Source organism: Methylocaldum szegediense (assembly GCF_949769195.1).
Taxonomy (GTDB): Bacteria; Pseudomonadota; Gammaproteobacteria; order Methylococcales; family Methylococcaceae; genus Methylocaldum; species Methylocaldum szegediense.
In genome coordinates, this window is sequence record NZ_OX458333.1 from 595,462 (window position 1) to 618,718 (window position 23,257).

General features: G+C 52.3%; 15 protein-coding genes. 2 read left to right on the top strand and 13 right to left on the bottom strand.

The window, feature by feature from the left end:
- Positions 1-18: 18 nt before the first annotated feature.
- From QEN43_RS02650 to QEN43_RS02660, 3 genes are all read right to left on the bottom strand, one after another.
- On the bottom strand, positions 19-5,256 hold the full coding sequence (locus tag QEN43_RS02650; RefSeq protein ID WP_317963670.1) for a glycosyltransferase: 5,238 nt from the start codon (positions 5,254-5,256) through the stop codon (positions 19-21).
- A gap of 570 nt (positions 5,257-5,826) precedes the next feature.
- On the bottom strand, positions 5,827-6,078 hold the full coding sequence (locus QEN43_RS02655) for a hypothetical protein (protein WP_317963671.1): 252 nt from the start codon (positions 6,076-6,078) through the stop codon (positions 5,827-5,829).
- Positions 6,079-6,406: 328 nt separating this feature from the next.
- The gene (locus tag QEN43_RS02660) at positions 6,407-7,474 is read right to left on the bottom strand and encodes a glycosyltransferase (RefSeq protein WP_317963672.1); all 1,068 of its coding nucleotides are present in this window, start codon (positions 7,472-7,474) and stop codon (positions 6,407-6,409) included.
- A gap of 116 nt (positions 7,475-7,590) precedes the next feature.
- On the opposite strand from QEN43_RS02660, the gene QEN43_RS02665 reads away from it, so the two are divergent.
- Positions 7,591-8,556 (top strand): IS481 family transposase, encoded by a 966-nt coding sequence (locus QEN43_RS02665; RefSeq protein WP_317963673.1) that lies wholly within the window; start codon positions 7,591-7,593, stop codon positions 8,554-8,556.
- On the opposite strand, the gene QEN43_RS02670 is transcribed toward QEN43_RS02665, so the two are convergent.
- From QEN43_RS02670 to QEN43_RS02715, 10 genes are all read right to left on the bottom strand, one after another.
- On the bottom strand, positions 8,483-11,605 hold the full coding sequence (locus QEN43_RS02670) for a glycosyltransferase (protein WP_317963674.1): 3,123 nt from the start codon (positions 11,603-11,605) through the stop codon (positions 8,483-8,485). The two genes, QEN43_RS02665 and QEN43_RS02670, sit on opposite strands and share 74 nt — an antisense overlap.
- Positions 11,595-12,560 (bottom strand): IS481 family transposase, encoded by a 966-nt coding sequence (locus QEN43_RS02675; RefSeq protein WP_317963675.1) that lies wholly within the window; start codon positions 12,558-12,560, stop codon positions 11,595-11,597. The genes QEN43_RS02670 and QEN43_RS02675 overlap by 11 nt, the downstream gene beginning before the upstream one ends.
- Positions 12,561-13,064: 504 nt before the next feature.
- A complete protein-coding gene (locus tag QEN43_RS02680; protein ID WP_317963676.1) occupies positions 13,065-13,688 on the bottom strand; it encodes a hypothetical protein in 624 nt (207 codons plus the stop codon).
- Between the two features lie 400 nt (positions 13,689-14,088).
- The gene (locus QEN43_RS02685; protein ID WP_317963677.1) at positions 14,089-14,403 is read right to left on the bottom strand and encodes a hypothetical protein; all 315 of its coding nucleotides are present in this window, start codon (positions 14,401-14,403) and stop codon (positions 14,089-14,091) included.
- The gene (locus tag QEN43_RS02690; protein ID WP_317963678.1) at positions 14,393-15,385 is read right to left on the bottom strand and encodes an IS481 family transposase; all 993 of its coding nucleotides are present in this window, start codon (positions 15,383-15,385) and stop codon (positions 14,393-14,395) included. Before QEN43_RS02690 ends, QEN43_RS02685 begins: the two co-directional genes overlap by 11 nt.
- Positions 15,386-15,774: 389 nt before the next feature.
- Positions 15,775-16,518 (bottom strand): ABC transporter ATP-binding protein, encoded by a 744-nt coding sequence (locus QEN43_RS02695; RefSeq protein WP_026610271.1) that lies wholly within the window; start codon positions 16,516-16,518, stop codon positions 15,775-15,777.
- Between the two features lie 18 nt (positions 16,519-16,536).
- Positions 16,537-17,349 (bottom strand): ABC transporter permease, encoded by an 813-nt coding sequence (locus tag QEN43_RS02700; RefSeq protein ID WP_026610272.1) that lies wholly within the window; start codon positions 17,347-17,349, stop codon positions 16,537-16,539.
- Between the two features lie 368 nt (positions 17,350-17,717).
- Positions 17,718-19,580 (bottom strand): glycosyltransferase, encoded by a 1,863-nt coding sequence (locus QEN43_RS02705; RefSeq protein WP_202901103.1) that lies wholly within the window; start codon positions 19,578-19,580, stop codon positions 17,718-17,720.
- A gap of 1,184 nt (positions 19,581-20,764) precedes the next feature.
- Positions 20,765-22,132 (bottom strand): UDP-N-acetylmuramate:L-alanyl-gamma-D-glutamyl-meso-diaminopimelate ligase, encoded by a 1,368-nt coding sequence (gene mpl / locus QEN43_RS02710; RefSeq protein WP_026610273.1) that lies wholly within the window; start codon positions 22,130-22,132, stop codon positions 20,765-20,767.
- A 28-nt stretch (positions 22,133-22,160) separates the two neighbouring features.
- Entirely contained in the window at positions 22,161-22,673 is a 513-nt protein-coding gene (locus QEN43_RS02715; protein ID WP_051331619.1) for an ankyrin repeat domain-containing protein, read from the bottom strand.
- 205 nt (positions 22,674-22,878) lie between these two features.
- On the opposite strand from QEN43_RS02715, the gene apaG reads away from it, so the two are divergent.
- Entirely contained in the window at positions 22,879-23,256 is a 378-nt protein-coding gene (gene apaG, locus QEN43_RS02720; protein WP_026610274.1) for a Co2+/Mg2+ efflux protein ApaG, read from the top strand.
- Position 23,257 lies beyond the last annotated feature (1 nt).

Sequence of the window (23,257 nt, forward strand, 5' to 3'; positions counted from 1 at the left end):
CATCGTCTAGGTCATAAATTATTTTTCCCCGGAAGCCTTCCATCTAAATGACCACGAGAGAAATTCATTTAAGTTAATTTTTGCCATATCACGCTGAAGGTACACAGCTCTAGCAGTGCCGGGTATGGGCAGGCCGTGAGACATATTGACCGTGATGTTCAGTCTCGAAGTCAGCTCTTTCTGAGAAAAGGGTTGTAGCAAACGCACATAAGCTGAACCTACCGGTAGACCTTTCCTGGTGAGAACGGGCAAGATCTCCATGCGCGGAGCATCGCCTTTCAACAACTGAGCGCGTTGACGCAAACCCACGAAGATCGGATTCTCTTCCATGGTCTTGACCGCTCGTCGCACTCGATGAACACCGTGAAGGCGAGATAAAGTCTCCGATGCCGCAGTCATAAGCGGTATTCGTTCATCGTCGGTATAGCTTTTTGATTTAGCGTGAAACACATAGGTATGTGTCGCAATGACGAGCTGAAAGCCGGCGTCCGTTGCGCGGAAACAATAATCGTTTTCCTCGCCGTATCCTTTGGGAAAGTTTTCTTCGTCAAAGAGCCCGATCTTATTGATGACTTCACGGGTTACTCCAAAGCAAAACCCATGGACGAGCGGCACAAACGGCAATATGTGCGCGGTGGTCCACTGCTCGCAATAGCTATTCATGTCATCGGCCGTCAGTCCTGGAGGAAGGTCATTGATCGCCGTTTGCTGCTTGGAACCCCGGTGCTCGGGAATGGATTGATGGCTGGCTGCGTTCGACATCGGTCCAACAATTCCGGCGCCTGGTGTCGAGAACACCGCGTCGGCCATTTTTTCCGCCCAGCCGTCGGTGACGATGGTATCGCTATTGAGCAGTATCACAAGTTCGCCGGTCGAAGCCGCCAGTCCCTGGTTTGCCGCCTTCGTATAGCCTTGAGCTCGCTCGTTTCGGTGTAACTCGCACCAAGAGGTACGGTCTGCAAAAGCTCTAAGGTATTCGGCAGTAGCGTAATCGGAACCGTCATCGATAAGGATCAGCCTTTGTTGTTCGCTGTTTCGTGCCCTGGCAATGGACTCAAGGCAGCGCTTGACCTCTTCAAGCGCATTATGAACGCACACGACGACGTCGATCCGGCGATGCTTCTGTGCGGCAATCCGTTCGTTTCGGACAGCCGCATACGACGGGCCGGCATAAGGATCGGCGAACGGCGCCTTGAGGTCGTAGACCAGTTCGCCCGCTACATCGTCGCCGGTACCATGCGTCACAAACGCAAAATGAGGGTGGTTGCGGAGGCTGTTGGGACGTCTCGTCAACGGGTGCCAGCTGATCCCAGTCAGTGCGAGTGCGTAATTGATGCTCAGCTGATCGCGTCTGCTATAGCGGTCGATTTCGGCCCACCAAGTATCAAGAAAATTCCTGGTGCGCTCATCCTTAAGGTCGAACATGAGCAGATTGCTTTCGATCAAATCATCATGTGCGAATCCTTGGCTGCGATAACGAGCTATTTGCTCATGCATGATTTCCTGGGCGTCCCTCTCATGCTTAATACACGCCCAGCGCTCCTCATAAATGGATTTTCTCATCGGGTGAGGTACGGCGCCGACAGGCTTGCCCGAAGCTAGAAAATTCTCGATCAGGGGATAGATGTCACCTAGAATCATGATGTTGGCGTCAATCCAAATCGCCAAATCGTAATCTTGGAGTAATACATGCGGATGGGTTTTTATATAGCGGGCGGTACGGGTTGCGTCTTCGTGAAAGTAGGTTATGGGTCTTATTTTGTAGACGCCGGTATCCGGCGCAGGGGTATCCGTGAACAGCACGTAGTCGAAGCGTGGGTCGAGTTTCTCGGGCAATTTAATGGAATCGTAACCCCCGGCAATTGCGGTATAGATCGCAATCTTCTTCTTGTCTTTTCCCCCTGAGATGTTTTCCGCGCGTGCCGCAAGATAGCTAGAGATCTGCTCCTTGTATGCATCGATGTGAGATAAGCGATAAATAACACTGCGGTCCACCTTCCTGCCCGCAGCGGCCAAAAGTGCTCCTGCCACTTCCTCGGTGATGCATCGGTCTTGAGTGAACTCAAAGTCTGCCCATGGCCTCCGGACACGCGGCGCGTTGGCGAGTTTAAAGGATGCCGAGTCAAGGGAAAGATTCGGGTTATAGTACGGATCGTTGTCCAGAATCGGGCCCCATTGCCGGCGCATATAGGCGCGCTCGGCATGATTCCTGGAAGCCTTTTTCGGCGTGGCCAGCGGATCACCGCGTGACACACTCTCATAATGGTAAAGCTCCGCGTGCGGTGTCCAGATGATCTTGTAACCCGCCTGCCGAACCCGAAGGCAGAAGTCCACATCGTTGTACGAGACGGCGAGATCCTGCTCGTTGAAGCCACCGACCGCGTCGTAAATCTCTCTACGTGTAGCAATGCACGCTCCGGTCACGCAGGAGAGGGAATGGGTCAAATTGAGCCGGTTCGCATAGCCCGGAGAATTCCGGGGGACGGTACGATGTACGTGTCCTCCCACAGATCCTCTCGCATTGTAGATTCCCAGAATCACGCCGCCATGCTGAAGGGTATCGTCGGCATAATAGAGCTTGGCTCCGACGGCCCCCACTTCGGGCCGCAGCGCATGACCGACCATTTCGCTCAGCCACTCCGGATTGATCACGTCTACGTCATTGTTCAGCAGCACGCAGACGTCCCCGGAGGAGACCGCGACGCCTCGGTTGACCAGCCGGGAGAAATTGAACGGCGCCGGATCGTCCACAACCTTGACGTTTTCCCGCGTCCTCATTTCGGCTAAGAAAGCAAGCGCGTCCGGTTCGCTGCTTCCGTTATCCACGATGATGATTTCAATCGGTTGGTAGTCAGTCCGGTTGACAAGGCCATCGATGCAGGTTCGTAGTAGACCGCACTGATCCTTCGTAGGGATCACAATGGAGACGAGGGGGCGTTGCGCCGGCAGATTCCGTCTGATACGTAGGTGATTTAGATGTCCGAGAGGACTTGCCATGGCGGATTGGCCGGTCCGCGTGAAGTGCTCGTTAACGGCGCGCTGGGCGGCATCGAGCGAAGCCCGTGAAAACTTGTCGGCTGTCTCGCGTCTATGACACAGGATAAAGGGAACGTGCCGCACTTTCGGACCCGAAGCGGCCTCCAATATCCGGAACGCGAAATCCCAATCGTGGGATCCTTCGAATCCTTCACGGAAGCCACCGACCTGGCGAGCCAGATCGGTGCGGTAGGCTGCAAGGCGACTGATCAGGTTCTGGCCTAGAAACAGGTCGTAATCCCAGTCAGGTTTGAAATAATGGTGGGAGCGACGGCCCACCGTATCGATCCGATCCTCGTCAGAATAAACGATCGCCGTGTCGGGGTCGCCGTTAATCGCCTCGGCAAGGAGATAGAGTGCGTGTTCTGAAAGCACATCGTCGTGGTCCATCAAGACGATCCAATCACCGGACGCCAGACCAAGGGCGGTGTTGGTACAGGCTGAGACGCCGCCGTTCTTGTTCCGGAAATACGGCTTAATCCTGCGATCCTTGCGGGCATATTCGTCCAGCAGGCCACGGACTTCCGCCGACGTGGACGCATCATCAACGGCACAGAGCTCCCAGTTTTCATAAATCTGGCCGCTTACGGATTCGAGTGCCTGCCGCAAATATGTTTTAGGCGTGTTATACACCGGCATCAGAATCGAAAACGTCGGCCTGTACTCGAAAGATTCAATGTGCCAGCGGATTAGGGTGCGGTCATAGTCGCTTAGCGTGTCGTTTTCGGCGATCCACTCACAGTAATCGATTTTTTCGTTGCTAAATCTTGTTTCAAACTTTCTTGCTCTTGCCGTGTTCAAGACGGTGCGACCAAAGCGCCGGGGCGAGCGCCCTTCTTGTTGGCCTGCGATGATGTAATGATAAAGGGGATTGACGCGCGCTCTGCGTACGTCTGGGTAAGCGTCGAGATAAAAACGGGTCTCGAAACTCGCGGAAGGATTCCGGCCTTCGTTTGCCCCATGTACGATATAGTGCCGGACTGGATCGATTCCTGCGGCGGCGACGTCGGGATACTGGGAAAGATACCACGCCTCATCGAACAAGGGGGAAGCGCGCAAAACCTTGTATACACGCCACTGTTTCAATCGAGCTTTCCATGCCATAGGGTTCGTGGCCAATTGGGTAATTCGAAAGAGGCGGATTAAGTGGCCACGAACAGGGGTCGGTATATAACCTGACAGGATTCTAAGCGGCTTAGTCAAGCGCCAGGATGTCGATGACAGAATGGCCTTGTTTTCCTGCTCCAGGCATAACGCCCGGTTTTCAGCCCATGTAACGCGCTCCTTCAATCTTTGGATTTCGGCGTCCTTATCGGATAGTCGTTTTTGAATTTTGGCATCTTTGTCGGATATCCGCTTTGCGGCATCGGTTTTCACACGCTCAATCTCGCAAGCCATTTTTTCTTCGATTTTTTTGATCTGATTCAGATGATCGGTCTTTTCCTTAATCGCTTTGGCTTCAGTGGCCCACAGCGAACCAAAGGCCTGAAAACGATTGCGGACCGTGGATATTTTTTCGTCGTCATCGAGACTGCACAGCTCGATAATTGCCGAGGGAGCGTTTTCTCCGACCGCAAGCACGCCGAGGCCATGGCTATGAAGGAATTCGAAAGACGGATAGCGTTCGCGCATTTCCGCCCAAAAGCGCCAAACGCCGAAGTCTTTCCTGTATTCGTTGGTATCGTGAAATAGTACTACCGCTCTGTCAGACAGCTTGGGCTGCCAGGATGTAAAATCATGACTTACCGCTTCATAGGTATGATAGCCATCGATGTGGAGAACATCGATGCTATTATCCGCAAAGTGATCAAGCGCTTCATCGAAGGTGCATCGCAGGAGGGTGGAAAAATGGCCATACCGTTTGTCGTTGAAGTTTTTTAGTTCATCGAATATTTCGTTGCCATACCAACCTGCGTGTTCATCGCCCATCCACGTATCCACGGCATAGCATCGCGTTTGAGTTTTCTCCTTGATCACCGCCGCACAAAAGGCCGAGTAAGAAACTCCTGCGTACGTTCCTAGTTCGACCAGTATCCTCGGACGCGTAACCCTGATTATCCAGTGAGCGAAGGGGATGTGACCAAACCAGGCGCTGGTTTTGTCGAGAAGATCCGGTCTTGCGAAAAGAGGATCCAGCTCATCACATAATAACGCCTCTAGAGAAGGAAATTTCTCGAATTGAGCCGCTTTCATATCCGATTTTGTAATGTTCATATTCATAGGCGTTATTATTTCCCGAAATAAGCTTTCGTGACGACGATGGGATCACCATCCATGCGAATCCTTCCATGGTCGAGCCAAATGACGCGATTGCAGGTATGTAAAATCAGGTCGCGTGAATGGCTGGCTAATACAAGTATGTTGGTAGCCTGAACCAGCTCCTTTGTTTTTCTATTCGCGTTATATTCAGAAAATCAATGCAAACATTGCGATATTCAACGAATGCTAGCGTTGAGGATTCGTCCTATTTTATAGGCAGTAGGCGATGCGGCGCTTGCCATTTTGTCATGGCTTGAACCGAGATGAGATGGCTCAAGGTCCGTTGAGGCTTTGTGGTGGTTGTGCAGTCGAACGATGGGTTTGCAGGACCACCTCATACGGCCGTTGAGGCGGAATCGGGCGGTGTTCGATGGTCTGCTTAGCTCGAAGTCCGTCGGAATCATCGTCGTCCGAGAGCTGCCGAGTTCAGGTCAGGAAACGGTCGGTCAACGCTTAGCGGTCGTCGGTTAGGCACGTCTAGCTAAGACAGGGGCGGTATGAATCGCCAATTTGAGGAAGACCTCGGCGCTCTCAGGGCGGCGCGGTTGTGCTCGAAGGCGACAAACCCAAGCAGGTGTCGCTCTCGATGGCGAACCAGGACTTGACATCCAAGCGAACGAAGCCGGGCTCATAGGCCTTGAAGAGTTTGACCTTGGTCTTCTCCGCTGGCGGGAGCAGGGCCTTGAGGGACGTCACCCCGTAGTGGCGCAGGCAGCGGTCCAGCCCAGAACAGGGCGCAGCGGGATTGAGACATTCTCGCGTCACCGCTAGGAGCTCGTCCACGGGCAGGTGCTGGGACTAGCAGAGATGGAAGACGATGCCTTTCTGGGAGGCTGAAGCGTGGTGTGCAGGGTGCGGGGCCGGTGCGAGGCATCCTCGATAGAATGGCGGCGTTTCCACTTGCGGACGGTCGTTTCGCTGATGCCATGCTTTTTGGCCAAGGCTCGCTCGCTCAACTCGGAATCTCGTGTTTCCTACGGTACGGTGGGGGTGATGCAGGCGTTTGTGTGAAGGCAAATCTCCACCATGACGAACCTTAACTGGCAGAGCCAAAGATCTCCAGAAGAAAGGTCTAGGCCTCAAACAGAGCATCACGCTTCTCGGTAAACCATTACACGGTACGTGACGTGAGGGAATCGATGACTCGCTCCCAAGCGTGCCTGGTGGAATCATTTTCTAGCCGATTTATAGCGCGCTTGTATGCGCAATCAATAATCCGTTGTCGAAGAACATTATCGGTGATTAGTTGAATTATGGAAGATTGCCATGATTCAAAGTCGTTTTCACAAAGCATTCCCGTTTTCAGATGCTCAACAGATTCGGTATACGGAGGCACTTTGCTAAAAATTGTCGGCACGCCGGCAAGAGCGTAGTCAAATGCTTTTATGTCAGACTTTGCGTTATTAAAGTGTGTATCCTTAAGTGGAGCCAAACCGATAGTGGCAGTAGTTGCAATAGCCCTGAACCAGGCAACAAAGTCAGGATATTCACAATATCTTTTTGGGACTGAAAGATAGCGAGCTCCTGGTAATTGATATCCACCACCAATTTGAATGATCTCAATATCAGGGTATTTCTCCAAAACGTAGCTCAAGGCAGGTGCGATCATTTCGAGATCTTCTTTATGGGATTTCGTACCCATATACAAGATGCGACGGCACTTCAGATCCAAGCCTTGCTCTCTGATAACTGATTCACACCATGCTTCTGAATTTGGTTTTAACCAGTATTGCTTGTTGATCCCATTGGGAATTATAAAAACAGAGGGGTTAATCTCGGCGGCCAAGTTTGCCAGCGAAGCCGTCGATGTAACAATTAGATCTGCATGCGACATCAGTTCGAGAATAGAACTTTTCTTAGCTTGATAAATTTCGTACTCAGGATGATTAGGAGGAATTTCCCACAGCAAATCATCGATTTCATATGCATATTTTAATCGAGCGTCCTTAACTTTCTTAATTAGAAGATGAGAAACTTCCGCCGATACCGCATCCCTCTGAATCACTAAGGCATCAATAGCGTTTATTCCTCCTGAAAGTAACCATGTTTCGCTGACTACTCGAAAATTTATTCGGTTATTAGAGATTCTGGAAAGTGGACCAAAGATTCGGATATATGTAGTGGCAGGAAAGGAGTCGTTTTCGGGGTTTACAAGCAAACCTAGAGTTGGTACATGCATTCGTGTATTAGCTGTCACGTCCCGTATGATTATTTACCGAGAAGGAGTTATGCTCTGTTCGAAGCCCGGAGCCTTCTCCAGGAGATATTCGGTTCGTCCAAGTGAGGTTTCTCTCCATGCAGATTCGTCTTCATAAGAACGCCCGTACCACCCCGGCCGTTCGGCAGGCCATTCAAGCGTCCACGTTGAGCGAGCGCGCCTTGGCCCAAAAGCATGGCATTAGCCGAACGACCGTCCGCAAGTGGAAACACCGATCCTCGGTCGAAGATGCCTCACACCGGCCCCACACCCTCAGAACCACGCTCACGCCCGCCCAGGAAGCCATCGTGGTCTACCTCCGCCAAGCTCTGCTCCTCCCCTTGGATGATCTCCTGGCCGTGACCCGGGAATTTCTCAATCCCGCCGTGTCCCGTTCCGGGCTAGACCGCTGCCTGCGCCGCCACGGGGTGGCGTCCCTCAAGACCCTGCTTCCGCCTACAGAGAAGGCGAAGGTCAAACCCTTCAAGGCCTATGAGCCCGGCTTCCTTCACCTGGATGTTAAGTACTTGCCCGCCATCGACGGCGAACCCCGCCGATACCTGTTCGTCGCCATCGACCGCGCCACCCGCTGGGTCTATGTCGCCCTCAAGCCCAACCGCACCGCCTTAAGCGCAAAGGACTTCCTCAAAGCGGTGATTCAGGCCGCGCCTTTCCGCATCCAGAAATGCCTGACCGACAACGGCTCGGAGTTTACCGACCGTTTCCTGACCCGAACTCGGCAGCCCTCGGGGACGCATGAGTTTGACCGCCTCTGTACTGAACAAGGCATCGAACATCGCCTGATTCCGCCGGGCCGGCCCCAAACGAATGGCCTGGTGGAACGCTTCAATGGCCGCATCGAGGAGGTGTTGCAAACCCATCACTTCGATTCAACCGCCGATCTGGACACCACCCTGCACCGCTATGTCGAGCTGTACAATCATCACATTCCCCAAAAGGCCTTACGCCATCTCACCCCGATCCAGGCTCTCAAAAACTGGCAACTGTCCCATCCTCATCTTTTTCACAAGAAGGTTTACAATCATTCGGGACATAACAATTAGCTACTCTTTTATAAATCTTGCGATATTCCTGTGCCATGGCAGCCGTATTGTTTTGAATTCCCTCCGATGTTTGCCAGTCACGGACTGCCTGAAGTTTTTCTCTATAGTCACTTCCGTCCTCAATGACAGAAAGAATTTTTGACAGAATTTCGCGCGCAGAGGCTCGGTGATCTAGTAGCCAACCTGCGCCCGTTTTTTTAATGCGCTCCCCAACAGCGCCAATGTTTAATCCGATCACAGGAATTCCACAAGCCCACATTTCAGTAAGCGTATGGCAATAAGTCTCAGGGCAAATAGACAATATTACGCCCAATTGCGGGCTAATCTTGGCTGCCATCGAGCTAAAATCATTCCGACTATACATGCCATGATGTACACCGATTCCCCTAAGGCCATCCCAGACACGCCCGAGAAAGTGGAACTCAAGTTGCTTATTTTCATCAAGCTCCGCAATCTCTTTAATTAGTAACGCACCTTTGGAGAAGGATATGTTACCGGGTACAAGGACTTTGATTTTATTTCCGTAGAAGGGGAGAGACGCCACTGAGTAGAAGTTAGAGAAATCTCGTCCGTGCGGGATAATACTAAGCTTACTGCTCGTGTCTGGATACGCACGAACAATCAGTTCTGCGGCAGATTGTGAAGTGGTGATCAAATGATCACAATCTGCAATGAACTCACTGAACATTTCTCTCCAGCGAAACACAAAACGGTGTTTAACCGGTGGCAAATCGTTTGGGGACCAAAGGCCAATCTGACAGGTACCGTCACCGCTAGTGCAGATGCCACCACAGAACTTGAGATTTTCATCCAACAAATTAAGAGAAGGGCAGAGCGAATAAAAATCGTGGAACGAATATACGACCGGAATTCCGATGGATTTCGCGGCTCGGGCTAAACCTAAGCTATGCCAAGCAATATGCCGGATATGCAACAACTCGATGGAGTATCGGTATAGCATATCCAGTACTACTCTATCATATTCATCGGAGCGATGAGTCACTGGATCGATAGGTCGAGAAAGTTGATAGGTCTCAAGGGTTTCAAGTTTGTCGCCTCGAAGCTCAAATAATGTTATTTGTCTTGAGTCTGAGCGAAGTAAGAAGCATTGATAGTATCCTTCCATGGCACGCATCAAGTCCATGTTGGTTTGTGGCGTGCCGCCAGTTTGGGTTGATAAGACATACATCGCTCGTGGTAATATAGGTTTAAGCCGATCGCGGGTTGCGGCGACTCGTGCGAGAGATCTAACATAAGAAAACTCAAGATCAACAAAGCGCCGCGTCAGGAAGCTGTAATCTGGATAGTCCTTATTAAGTTGTGAGCGACCTGCTTCCATTAAGTGAATTTTTTCCCTACCGAAGCTCTTTGACCTCTTATGGAAGACATAGACTTTATCACAAACGAGATTCTGCCAACCCTTGCGAAGTGCGCGCATGCAGAAATCGTTTTCTTCGCCATAACCCCTGGGATATTTGAGCTCATCAAATACCCCCAACTCATCAAAGGCAGCACGACGGATATACATGCAAAAACCATTGCCTGTCGGCACCGGCAGCAGACGTCCTTTTGCTGCTCCTGTGATAAGTCTGGCGTATGAACTACCATCCAGATGCGCCGGTACAGGGTTCAATACTCCAATCTCTGGAGCAGAAAAGGCGCCGGCATTGTCCGATAACGGAGTGACGGTTGCTACTTTAGAATGTGCGTAGGCGCAGTAGCGTAAGTTTTCGAGCCAGCGATCAGTAACTACTGTGTCACTATTGAGTAGAACAACATCACTCCGTCCACAAAGCTCGATACCCTTATTAATTGAACGCGTATAACCTATGTTTTCTGAGTTTCGCACTATACGGAAACGAGAACGATTTGCGTATGTAGACAGGAGATCCCGGATCCTCGTATCGGTGCTGCAGTCATCAATAAGGACAACCTCCACGTCGGGGCTTGTTGTGCGCTCTAAAGATAATAAGCACTCGCTAACTGCTTCAAAGGCGTTGAAGATCGTTACAATGATTTTGACATCATTGATTTGACCTGTGCGGTGAAAATCCAGCCACGAAAGATTTGCTCGCTGCGGTTGATGAGTTGAATTCTTTACGACACGTGGACTCATTAGAAGAGACTGACCTGTGGCCTTGAAGCGTAGATCGACGTTCGCACCGTTATGTAATAAGTCAGGGGGGTATCGCAGTGTGAAGCCCGCGCGATTCCCTTGAATGCCATTAATGGTTAGATCGCTTCTTGGCTCAGAGGTCTGAATATCAGTAATATGAATTCCGTCAATGAACAGGCTTAGCTCGACGGGCGCACCTGGTTTGGACTGATCAACCGCCCAACCGGATAAACGGTCTGGTGTGAGTTGATCAAAGTATCCCGTAAAGATTTGTGATTTATTTGTTTTGGCATGACGGGATGCTAAACGCCCTTCCTGCTGCCCAGCGGTAAGATAGTGGAAGAGGGGATTGACGCGCGCTCTGCGTACGTCTGGGTAAGCGTCGAGATAAAAACGGGTCTCGAAACTCGCGGAAGGATTCCGGCCTTCGTTTGCCCCATGTACGATATAGTGCCGGACTGGATCGATTCCTGCGGCGGCGACGTCGGGATACTGGGAAAGATACCACGCCTCATCGAACAAGGGGGAAGCGCGCAAAACCTTGTATACACGCCACTGTTTCAATCGAGCTTTCCATGCCATAGGGTTCGTGGCCAATTGGGTAATTCGAAAGAGGCGGATTAAGTGGCCACGAACAGGGGTCGGTATATAACCTGACAGGATTCTAAGCGGCTTAGTCAAGCGCCAGGATGTCGATGACAGAATGGCCTTGTTTTCCTGCTCCAGGCATAACGCCCGGTTTTCAGCCCATGTAACGCGCTCCTTCAATCTTTGGATTTCGGCGTCCTTATCGGATAGTCGTTTTTGAATTTTGGCATCTTTGTCGGATATCCGCTTTGCGGCATCGGTTTTCACACGCTCAATCTCGCAAGCCATTTTTTCTTCGATTTTTTTGATCTGATTCAGATGATCGGTCTTTTCCTTAATTGTCAAGTCCCGCACGATTGTAAACCCTCTTTCGAAAAAGATGAGGATGGGACAGTTGCCAGTTTTTGAGAGTCTGAATTGGGGTGAGATGGCCTAAGGCCTTTTGGGGAATGTGATGATTGTACAGCTCGACATAGCGGTGCAAGGTGGTGTCCAGATCGGCGGTTGAATCGAAGTGATGGGTTTGCAACACCTCCTCGATGCGGCCGTTGAATCGTTCCACCAGGCCATTCGTTTGGGGCCGTCCCGGCGGAATCAGGCGATGTTCGATGCCTTGTTCAGTACAGAGGCGGTCAAACTCATGCGTCCCCGAGGGCTGCCGAGTTCGGGTCAGGAAACGGTCGGTAAACTCCGAGCCGTTGTCGGTCAGGCATTTCTGGATGCGGAAAGGCGCGGCCTGAATCACCGCTTTGAGGAAGTCCTTTGCGCTTAAGGCGGAGCGGTTGGGCTTGAGGGCGACATAGACCCAGCGGGTGGCGCGGTCGATGGCGACGAACAGGTATCGGCGGGGTTCGCCGTCGATGGCGGGCAAGTACTTAACATCCAGGTGAAGGAAGCCGGGCTCATAGGCCTTGAAGGGTTTGACCTTCGCCTTCTCTGTAGGCGGAAGCAGGGTCTTGAGGGACGCCACCCCGTGGCGGCGCAGGCAGCGGTCTAGCCCGGAACGGGACACGGCGGGATTGAGAAATTCCCGGGTCACGGCCAGGAGATCATCCAAGGGGAGGAGCAGAGCTTGGCGGAGGTAGACCACGATGGCTTCCTGGGCGGGCGTGAGCGTGGTTCTGAGGGTGTGGGGCCGGTGTGAGGCATCTTCGACCGAGGAGCGGTGTTTCCACTTGCGGACGGTCGTTCGGCTAATGCCATGCTTTTGGGCCAAGGCGCGCTCGCTCAACGTGGACGCTTGAATGGCCTGCCGAACGGCCGGGGTGGTACGGGCGTTCTTATGAAGACGAATCTGCATGGAGAGAAACCTCACTTGGACGAACCGAATATCTCCTGGAGAAGGCTCCGGGCTTCAAACAGAGCATAACTCCTTCTCGGTAAATAATCATACGGGACGTGACACCTACATGGCCGCCTCATTCCCGACGAGGTTGAACTAGCGCCATTGGTTGATAACGTGACGCTTTTGTAATTCAAGACGCGGTCATGGTGCCTCGCTTTATCCTAAAGGGCGGCGCGAAATGTTGGATTGGCCTTTGTGACGTCGGAGAGTCAGCGCGAAATGGCGAAGACGGGCGCATACGCCAGGGTTCTTACAGATGCAGCCGCCCCGACTGGCTCACGATATGAACCTAACTAACCTTCGTCGCTAATCAGGAAACTTCTTGATTATTCCCGTCTCCAACGTTGCTACGTGGGATTTGGCTTTAACACTGTGCCAATTTGTGTACCACGCCGCATGCCATTGTTAGGCGCAAGTGTAGGTTGTCAGTACTTATTCTTATTCCTCTTTTTGATCTGCTCACTGTGCTAACGCCATCTCTCCTGTACGCTCTAGGCGGAAGTCATGTACGAGTTCCGGTCGCGCCACTTGCTTGAATACTTCTAAATATCTTTCGTACTTTATCCCATTCAAGATAGGCACAATCTTTCTGTAAAGATATTCCTCCTCGTAGATAAACCTCGGAAAATATAATAGCGTTACAGGGATATCCCGTTTCGCAATTGTGTAAATAATCTTGTATAGTTGTTCTGCCAGAACGGATTCCTGTTGTTGTGGGTTACTTGCGTGCCAAAGACCTCCGGGAATGTTGCCTGAATAAAGACTGGGATCAGTTCTCCGGGCCACATCCCTGCGACTCTCAGCGGCTGAGTAGAGATGCCTTATGGGGATAATCGCGTGGTCGATAACAATGTTTGTACTCCCTAACACGTCATCCAGATAATCACATAGCCAGGGGCTTTTTATTATGTAAGGAGCATTTGCCCGGCGAATATCCCATTCCATGCCCGCATTGCAGTTTGAGTGTACTGCTGAGGTAAGGTCAGAGAAGCCAGTATCGAAGCCTAAGGCTGTAAATAATTGAATCAAGAATGTTGTTCCGGAACGACCAGTACCGGATATGATTACATGGTGCTTTGACATAGTAATCCTATAGTCCTGACGGACAGCAATTTTTATTTATGGTTCAGGCAGCTTAACTAGTGCTTAATTGTAAAAATAAACGATTCACAAATTTTACATAACAAAATGTTTTGCTTAAATTTTTGTATTCAATGATTAGTGTTAAACACTAGTGTGTCTAAACGACAGGGAAACGCCTAGATGGACTAAGCCGTGAAAACGATTGCCACTGAAGGGGCAGGGCTATTTCTAAGCCTCGTTCAGAGTTTAAGAGCGATGCGCTCTCCCTACTTATAGAGTTTTCGATAAATCACGAAAATAATAGTTCTCGTCATATCCATAATCCCACATGACGGGCCCACAAACCGTTCTGAAATACTCGATTTCCTCATCGGCCCATCCCGCCCCTCTAGATAGCAGTTTACGGAGTTTTTTGCAGTTCAAGAGTCTCTTCCCAGCGATCGTTTTCGACGGCGCTGGCAAGGCCCTCGCCAAATAAGGCATCCAGGCACAAGAAATCGGCAAGACGCCGAGCTACTCTACGAGAAGCATTGAAAATTTCGTATTGATCGATCTCGATCCTGTTCGGCGCGGGAATCGAGTCCCTGATGAAGGGCCAAGAGTCTAGCGTATATGCCCGGTCATCGCAATGGGAATGGCCATACCGTTTGTCGTTGAAGTTTTTTAGTTCATCGAATATTTCGTTGCCATACCAACCTGCGTGTTCATCGCCCATCCACGTATCCACGGCATAGCATGTCAAGTCCCGCAAGATCGTAAACCTTCTTTCGAAAAAGATGAGGATGGGACAGTTGCCAGTTTTTGAGAGCCTGGATCGGGGTGAGATGGCCTAAGGCCTTTTGGGGAATGTGATGATTGTACAGCTCGACATAGCGGTGCAAGGTCGTTTCCAGATCGGCGGTTGAATCGAAGTGATGGGTTTGCAACACCTCCTCGATGCGGCCATTGAAGCGTTCCACCAGGCCATTCGTTTGGGGCCGGCCCGGCGGAATCAGGCGATGTTCGATGCCTTGTTCAGTACAGAGGCGGTCAAACTCATGCGTCCCCGAGGGCTGCCGAGTTCGGGTCAGGAAACGGTCGGTAAACTCCGAGCCGTTGTCGGTCAGGCATTTCTGGATGCGGAAAGGCGCGGCCTGAATCACCGCTTTGAGGAAGTCCTTTGCGCTTAAGGCGGAGCGGTTGGGCTTGAGGGCGACATAGACCCAGCGGGTGGCACGGTCAATGGCGACGAACAGGTATCGGCGGGGTTCGCCGTCGATGGCGGGCAAGTACTTAACATCCAGGTGAAGGAAGCCGGGCTCATAGGCCTTGAAGGGTTTGACCTTCGCCTTCTCTGTAGGCGGAAGCAGGGTCTTGAGGGACGCCACCCCGTGGCGGCGCAGGCAGCGGTCTAGCCCGGAACGGGACACGGCGGGATTGAGAAATTCCCGGGTCACGGCCAGGAGATCATCCAAGGGGAGGAGCAGAGCTTGGCGGAGGTAGACCACGATGGCTTCCTGGGCGGGCGTGAGCGTGGTTCTGAGGGTGTGGGGCCGGTGTGAGGCATCTTCGACCGAGGAGCGGTGTTTCCACTTGCGGACGGTCGTTCGGCTAATGCCATGCTTTTGGGCCAAGGCGCGCTCGCTCAACGTGGACGCTTGAATGGCCTGCCGAACGGCCGGGGTGGTACGGGCGTTCTTATGAAGACGAATCTGCATGGAGAGAAACCTCACTTGGACGAACCGAATATCTCCTGGAGAAGGCTCCGGGCTTCAAACAGAGCATAACTCCTTCTCGGTAAATAATCACACGAGACGCGACACATAGCATCGCGTTTGAGTTTTCTCCTTGATCACCGCCGCACAAAAGGCCGAGTAAGAAACTCCTGCGTACGTTCCTAGTTCGACCAGTATCCTCGGACGCGTAACCCTGATTATCCAGTGAGCGAAGGGGATGTGACCAAACCAGGCGCTGGTTTTGTCGAGAAGATCCGGTCTTGCGAAAAGAGGATCCAGCTCATCACATAATAACGCCTCTAGAGAAGGAAATTTCTCGAATTGAGCCGCTTTCATATCCGATTTTGTAATGTTCATATTCATAGGCGTTATTATTTCCCGAAATAAGCTTTCGTGACGACGATGGGATCACCATCCATGCGAATCCTTCCATGGTCGAGCCAAATGACGCGATTGCAGGTATGTAAAATCAGGTCGCGTGAATGGCTGGCTAATACAAGTATGTTGGTAGCCTGAACCAGCTCCTTCATACGCTTTTCTGCTTTGTGTTTGAAACTTTCATCCCCCACTGAGAGCCATTCGTCCATCAGGAGAATATCCGGGCGAAGAATCGTGGACACAGCGAACGCCAATCGAAGGTGCATCCCCGACGAATAGGTGCGCACCGGAAGATCGATGAAGTTGCCCAACTCGGAAAATTCTATTATGTCGTCGATTTGCCTGTTAATTTCGGCTCTGCTGATTCCAAGCATGCCACCGCGTAGATAGATATTTTCTCTGCCTGTGGCTTCGGGGTCGATGCCAAGGGAAATGGCTATTAATGACCCGACTTCTCCTTCTATGCGAGCGCTTCCCGACGAGGGCTCGTAAACACCGCTGAGAACACGAAGTAGCGTTGTTTTGCCCGCACCGTTATGGCCGAGTAGTCCAACGCGCTCACCGTCTCTGAGCGTAAAGCTCAGATTTTCCAAGGCTCGGACGACAACAAGCCCTTGTTGATTCGCGCCGATTTGCCCACCTGTCGCAACTTGGAATAAGCGGTTTTTTAATGATCTTCCATTTGCGTTGTATATCGGAAAATCAACGCAAACATTACGAAATTCAACGAATGCCATATTGAATATTCTTCCTATTTATAGCCAGTAGGCGATGCGGCACTTAAAGCGCCCATAAATTGCCAACGCTATACTCCATCCGGCGAATGCTAACGCAAGCGATACGACCCAATTCGTTAGGGATGGCATTTGTCCTAGCAAAGGGGAGCGAATGAGTTCAAGCAAATGATAAGCCGGATTGGCGTCGAGAAAAAAAAGCCCCGCTCGCTTCGGTAGGAGAGTAGGCATCCATATAACGGGTGTTAAATAGAAGAGAACCTGAAGCAGATTTCCGACCATTTGTGGAAGATCACGATATCTCGTACAGAGGACCGATAGTATCAGCGCGACCCAAGTCAAGTTGATGATCACTAGCAAGAAGCCGGGAATACTAATGAGTGCCAACCAATTTAAGGGTTTACCGACGACGAGAAGCGCCAGAGGAAAAATCACGAAATTATGTGCAAGAAGTAATATGTTACGCCAAACCATTCGTAAAATATGCACAAACAACGGAAAGGGAAGTTGTTTGATAATCGCTTCAGCAGAAATAAAGCTGGTACATCCCTCGTTTATAATTGAAGACATAAATCCCCAAAATATTATGCCAGCTGCAAGAAATGGCAGAAACTCTGTCATAGGAGAGCTAAAGATTTGCCCGAATACAACGCCAATTGTGCCGATCATTACTGCCATGCTGACGGTAAGCCAGAATGGCCCCAGGAAAGATCGGCGGTAACGTTGGCGCACATCCTGCCATCCTAACATTCCAACCAAGGAATAGCGTTTTGTTGCTGCTTTTATATCGGACCAGGCGACGTTTAAGGCTGTAGTTAACGTATAGGTTCGCATTAAGGATACCGAGTTATTTCAAGAAACCGTGACGAGCCATTTCAGTAGGATTTTCAGAAAAATGGTCTTAAACGGTCGCAAATACGGCTGATGACCGGGAGATCATTTGGGCTGTGCCTAACGGGATTAGCTTCGGCTCGGCCACGTGGCAAGCCGAACCGGCCATACCTTCATAAACTCCGCGGCTTGCGTGATGACTATTTCGTTCACCTCACGAAGAATCCATTACTCACGATGGTCTTGCGTAATCGTGTCTTAAAACCCTGTTTTAACGATCGGCGCGCTGCCGCGTTGGTCGAGCCTCGACCCGAGTGGCAATTTTGCTTGGCTAAAGCTAATCAAGAATCAGGATTTTCAATGGTAGTTATTTAAGAAATGAATCTTCGAGGTCTGAAGCTAATATCAGTCGTTGCATCGGAATGATCAAAACACATATCGAAATTGATTCGATTTGCGGCTTCCGGTGTTACTTTTCGATAACCGGGAAGATTGGATAACCAACCTAAGGCAAATCTCATAAGCGGTAGGGGTATATGGATGATTTTGCATCTCGTTCCAAGATGCGCGGATATACGATTGACCATCTCCCTATAGGTGAGAACTTCGCCGCCGCTCAGGTTGTAAGACTTGTTGAATGTCCTGGGATTGTCGACCGCATTGAGGCAGGCTAAGGCTAAATCTTCCGCGTGAACAGGTTGACGTAGGCCATTTCCGGTTCCGACCAATGGAAAGAACCGGAATCGCTTGATGAACCGGGCGATGGTGGTGACGTTTCTATCCCTTCCCAAGCTGTAGACCATCGTGGGACGGAAAATCGTCCAGTCGATGTTCCGCTCAGTGCAAAACGATTGAAGATTTTCCTCAGCTTTCTTCAGATTGGCGACCATCTGGCGCTCTCGCTCGGAGCCGGAGTTCTCTTTGGTGAAGAGGCTGGTCGAGCTGAAGGCGAGGATGCGCTTAATATTGCCTTCGGCGAGACTGTTCAATAAAGGGGGCAAGGTCCATAAAGGGGCTAAATGGATCAATACATCGGCTCCGTAAGTCTCGGCCAATCCGCCGGTTCCGACATCTAGTTTGTGCCAAACAGTGTGTCGATGAGGTCTCAGTGTCGGCGGTTTTCGGCTGATGGCGTGGACTTCGAAGCCGGCTCGAACCAAGGCGGGCAGCAGGAAATCGCCGATCAAGCTGGTGGCTCCGGTGACGATGACCCGCCGGGTGGGAACAACATGCTCGGCGGATTCGGTCGAGTGGGGGTAGGCGCTCTTGGTAGACGATGGGCACGGCTTGTTAGTTGTTTTGGTTTCCACTGGGGGTTCATGGGTGGAGCTTGCCTGAGTCGGATCGATACCGTCGGCTTTCTTTTTCGAAAGGATCATGACACCAAGCGATTTTGTGAGATATCGAAGGACGATGCCCGCCATGACCAGCCACATAAGGCCGGCCGGATACTGGTGGCGGAAAAACTTTCTGTAAAAGCGGACCATTCCTTTATGTTTGTAGTATTCGACCAGAGCCGGACGTGAGGCACTACAAACGCCGCCGACGTGTAGGATTTCGACGTCGGGTACGAAGAGTATCGGGAATCCGGCTTGTCGGAATCGCATGCACCAGTCCAAGTCCTCGCAGTGCATGAAATAGCCTTCGTCCAAAGGGCCGACTTTCTCCATGGCGCTGCGACGCACTAACATGAACGCGCCGGAGATGGCCTCGATCTCGACCGGCCCGGCGGGCAGGGGAGCATCCGTCTGGATAAAGCTGTCCAGTTTTGGGTGGTACTTCGACAACTTGTCGAGATGGCTGAGCCGAACGAAAGTACGCCACGGTGTCGGTACGTTACGCCGGCAGCCCGCCTGTTCGCTGCCATCGGCGTTGCGGATCAGGCAGCCGGCCATCCCTGCCTGCGGATGCTTTTCCATAACGGCCCGCATTTTGGCAAGCGTATCAGGCCCAATAAGACAGTCCGGATTAAGGAACAGAATGTAATCGCCTTGCGCAAAGGGCAGGGCGATATTGTTTGCCTTGGCGAAGCCGAGATTCTCCTGGTTCTCGATTAGCCTTAAGCGTTGCTCGGTCGGGAAGTCTCGCCGCAACTGATCGATGCTGTTGTCGGAAGATCGGTTGTCGACAACGATGACTTCCACCGGTTCGGTGGACGCGAGTACCGACCGCACGCATTCGGAAAGGAACTTGCCTGCATTGAAGTTAACGATGACAACGGATGTTTGCTTCATTGCGTCCAATTTTTGGCTAATCCTAAAGAAGACCGAAAACGATCCAACTTCGCTGCTTGAGGAAGCTCGGGGACGCTTCGCAGCGAGGCAAACAGCTTGGGTTAACACATAAGTGTTCACTCGACCCAATTACTTCACACTTTCGCTGCGCTGAACCGTAAGCGGTGCTCGGGTATGCACCCGTTTGCCGGGAGCGAACGGGAAGCTTCGAAGTACGGCCCGAAGGGCGAACCTCAGGGATAATGTGAGTAAAACGAACTCGCCGTGCTACGCTGACCCATTTCGCGTGCGAGTTCCGGACAGCGTATCGCCGGTTTGCCCACTCAGCGCGTCGTGTCTCGCTCCACCGGCTTGTCCCGGCGACAGAGGGCGTAATCAAAGCTTGCTTAAGGTCACTTGCCCTCACATACAAGGTGTCGGCAAAGAAATGCCAGCTGACGAGCCATGTATCGAGGACGGTGCGGGTCATGCTGCATAATCCCTGTCCTGCATTTTTTGCGTCGTTGGTTGCATACCAGTTCGCTGACGGCCTGGTGCAAGATAAACGACGTTTAGCCTGCGACCAAAGCCAGGGATGGCTTTCGTCGATTGGAATGTGAGGCACGCCCTGAAGGGACCGCGTCGCTGTTAATCGTTTGTCCTGCTGATTCGTCTTACGTGCATTCATTCCAGAAAGGCACCCGGCGGTCAGGAATTGCGGACCCACAAGCCATGTGGGGCACGCACCGAACGCATTGTGTACTTGATACCTCACGTTATAGGAACCGTCACCATGCAGGGTTTGAGCAACTCACGAAAGCCTTGGTCGAAAGTGACCAGGTGCAAATGTCGGCTTTGCGTTGCCGCGGCAATCCAGGTATCCCGGACTGCATTGCCGCTCAATTTGTGTTGTGTGCACAATTGCTCGACCTTTGGTCATTCGTCGCTCAACGATGGTAAGCCCCAAGGGCGAATCCAGCACGGCACGAAGAAAAGCCAAAGCCGCCACCGAGAGACGTGGTTCCACAAACCCCTTAGCCGCCAAAGCACTAGCGTCACTCAATAGGCAATTATCGATATCTGGCGTCGTTCGCACGGCGTAATGCCGGTACGGATTTCTACATAACTTATCCTTAGCCGGTGTTCCACGCACTGAAGCTGGCGATCGAGATGAATCTATCGCTGCGTTGGATTAGCCTTGCCGATCAGCCCCGCCGCAACGCGTCTTCGACCTTCTTGTGAATTCCGCCGAAGCTGCCGTTGCTCATGAAAACCAGGTGATCGCCAGGGCGGGCGTCCTTCGCCAACAGTTCCACGATGGAATCCAGCGAACGACAGACAGTGACGCTTTCGGCGCCCTTGATCGCCTGTTCGGCATCCCAACCGAGATCGTCCGGCTGGAAAATGATGGACTTGTCGGCGGCTTTCAGCGAATCGGCGATTGTGTCGGCGTGAACGCCCATGCGCATGGTATTCGATCGCGGTTCGAGCACGGCGATGATGCGGGCGCTGTTGACACGCGCGCGTAGACCTTGGAGTGTCGTGGCGATTGCGGTGGGATGATGGGCGAAGTCGTCGTACAGCGTGATTCCGTCGATGCAGGCGAGTACTTCCAGCCGTCGTTTGACGTTCTTGAACGAGCTCAATGCGGCTGCGGCTTCCTCAGGGCTGACGCCGGCGTGGTGGGCCGCGGCAATGGCCGAAAGGGCATTCATGACGTTGTGGCGGCCGGTCAAGCCCCACTCCACGATACCGCTAGGCTGCCCCCGGTGGAAAAGCTGAAAACGGCCACCGTCGGGTGTCAGTATTTCGGCGCGCCACACGGCGTTTTCAGAGGTTTCCTCGAGCGTCGTTTTCTCGACCGGAGTCCAGCAGCCCATTCGCAGCACTTCGGTCAAAGTCTCGTCGGTCTCGGGCGCTATAACGAGACCGTTTCCCGGTATGCTGCGTACCAAATGATGAAATTGCCGTTGGATTGCGGCCAGGTCGGGAAAAATATCGGCGTGGTCGAATTCCAGGTTATTGAGGATCGCGGTGCGCGGTCGGTAATGGACGAACTTGGATCGCTTGTCGAAGAAAGCAGTGTCGTATTCGTCCGCCTCGACGACGAAAAACCGACCGTCGCCCAGTCGAGCCGACACGCCGAAATTGAGCGGAACACCGCCGACCAGAAACCCGGGCTTCAGCCCTGCACTTTCCAGAATCCAGGCGAGCATGCTCGATGTGGTGGTCTTGCCGTGCGTCCCAGCCACAGCCAGTACCCAGGTGTTCTTTAGCACATAGCAATAAAGCCACTGCGGCCCGGAAGTATAAGCGAGCCCACGGTTGAGCACTGCTTCGATTTCCGGATTGCCACGGGAAATGGCATTACCCACGACGACCAGGTCAGGCGCCGGATCCAAATTAGCCGGGCTATAGCCTTTCATGAGCGCAATCCCTTGCTCCTCAAGCTGGGTGCTCATGGGGGGGTAAACGTTCTGATCCGAGCCGGTGACGTGATGGCCCATTTGTTTGGCCATGATCGCCAAACCACCCATGAATGTTCCGCAGATGCCCAAAATATGAATGTGCACGTTCCTGTCCTCTTAAGTTTCTGTCCGTTTAGTTCTTGACGTCGTCCGGATTCCTATTCGTAGTTATTCCGTTGTCCGCTGCGTTTTCGGACAGAGGCTTGACCGTTGCCGCCTGTTCCAGTAACGCCGCAATTCGCATATGTCCAGCTTTATTCGCTCGATCGACCGAGGTGAGGCCCGAGTGGTCCTTCGCGGAAACCTCCGCCCCACCGGCGATCAGCACCTTGACTGCTTCCTCGTAGCCTTGCGCGGCAGCCTCCATGAGGGCGGTCACGCCGCGTTGATCCGCCGCATTAGGATCCGCGCCGAAAGCCAGAAGCTTTCGGATGACCCGTACGTTACCCGAAAACGCGGCTGCTATGAGTGGCGTTCGGCCGGCTCCGTTCCTGCCGTTCACGTCTGCCCCCTGCGCAAGCAGCGAATCCAGCCGTTCCACTTGGCCGGCGGCGGCTACCGCGAACAAGGCGTGATTGATGTCTTCCGCTCGCGGATCGGCTACCGACGCAAGCAGGGCGAGGGCGAACATGGCTTTTTTTAACATATCGGAAACTTGTTCAGGCAAAAAGCATGACTGATGCAGGTGCGTACCCGATGAGATCAACTGAATGCATCCGCGGAAGTGTTCCACCGGATGTGCGCCTGGCGCTGGCGATCGGGCACGTTGAACGATACCTAGGATGCTCGAAGCACGCTCTTCTGTTTAAACTATCGGCAAAAAACACTTGTCCGCAACCATTAATCAAACTATGAACAACAAGTATCGAATCGATATCGACGCAGTCAGCGACTATCTGGAAGCGGAGTCCTCCCCGGAGACGAACCGCTATGTGTTCGCGTATACGATCACCATACGCAATGTAGGCCAGGTGGCTGCGAAATTGTTGTCCCGCCATTGGATCATCACCGACGCGCACGGAAAGGTACAGGAAGTCCGCGGCGAAGGAGTAGTAGGGGAACAGCCCCATCTTCTGCCGGGCGAGTCTTTCCGTTATACCAGTGCCGCTATGATCGAAACGCCGGTGGGCACCATGCGCGGCGAATACCAGATGGTTGCCGATGACGGCGAGCATTTCGACGCCGAGATTCCGTTGTTCACCCTGGCCATTCCCAGAACCTTGCATTAAG

Excerpts from the sequence above, each read along its gene's own strand:
- QEN43_RS02650 (WP_317963670.1), bottom strand. The coding sequence starts at position 5,256 with ATGAATATGAACATTACAAAATCGGATATGAAAGCGGCTCAATTCGAG.
- QEN43_RS02660 (WP_317963672.1), bottom strand. The coding sequence starts at position 7,474 with ATGCATGTACCAACTCTAGGTTTGCTTGTAAACCCCGAAAACGACTCC.
- QEN43_RS02665 (WP_317963673.1), top strand. The coding sequence starts at position 7,591 with ATGCAGATTCGTCTTCATAAGAACGCCCGTACCACCCCGGCCGTTCGG.
- QEN43_RS02675 (WP_317963675.1), bottom strand. The coding sequence starts at position 12,560 with ATGCAGATTCGTCTTCATAAGAACGCCCGTACCACCCCGGCCGTTCGG.
- QEN43_RS02680 (WP_317963676.1), bottom strand. The coding sequence starts at position 13,688 with ATGTCAAAGCACCATGTAATCATATCCGGTACTGGTCGTTCCGGAACA.
- QEN43_RS02685 (WP_317963677.1), bottom strand. The coding sequence starts at position 14,403 with ATGGGCGATGAACACGCAGGTTGGTATGGCAACGAAATATTCGATGAA.
- QEN43_RS02690 (WP_317963678.1), bottom strand. The coding sequence starts at position 15,385 with ATGCAGATTCGTCTTCATAAGAACGCCCGTACCACCCCGGCCGTTCGG.
- QEN43_RS02695 (WP_026610271.1), bottom strand. The coding sequence starts at position 16,518 with ATGGCATTCGTTGAATTTCGTAATGTTTGCGTTGATTTTCCGATATAC.
- QEN43_RS02700 (WP_026610272.1), bottom strand. The coding sequence starts at position 17,349 with ATGCGAACCTATACGTTAACTACAGCCTTAAACGTCGCCTGGTCCGAT.
- QEN43_RS02705 (WP_202901103.1), bottom strand. The coding sequence starts at position 19,580 with ATGAAGCAAACATCCGTTGTCATCGTTAACTTCAATGCAGGCAAGTTC.
- QEN43_RS02715 (WP_051331619.1), bottom strand. The coding sequence starts at position 22,673 with ATGTTAAAAAAAGCCATGTTCGCCCTCGCCCTGCTTGCGTCGGTAGCC.
- apaG (WP_026610274.1), top strand. The coding sequence starts at position 22,879 with ATGAACAACAAGTATCGAATCGATATCGACGCAGTCAGCGACTATCTG.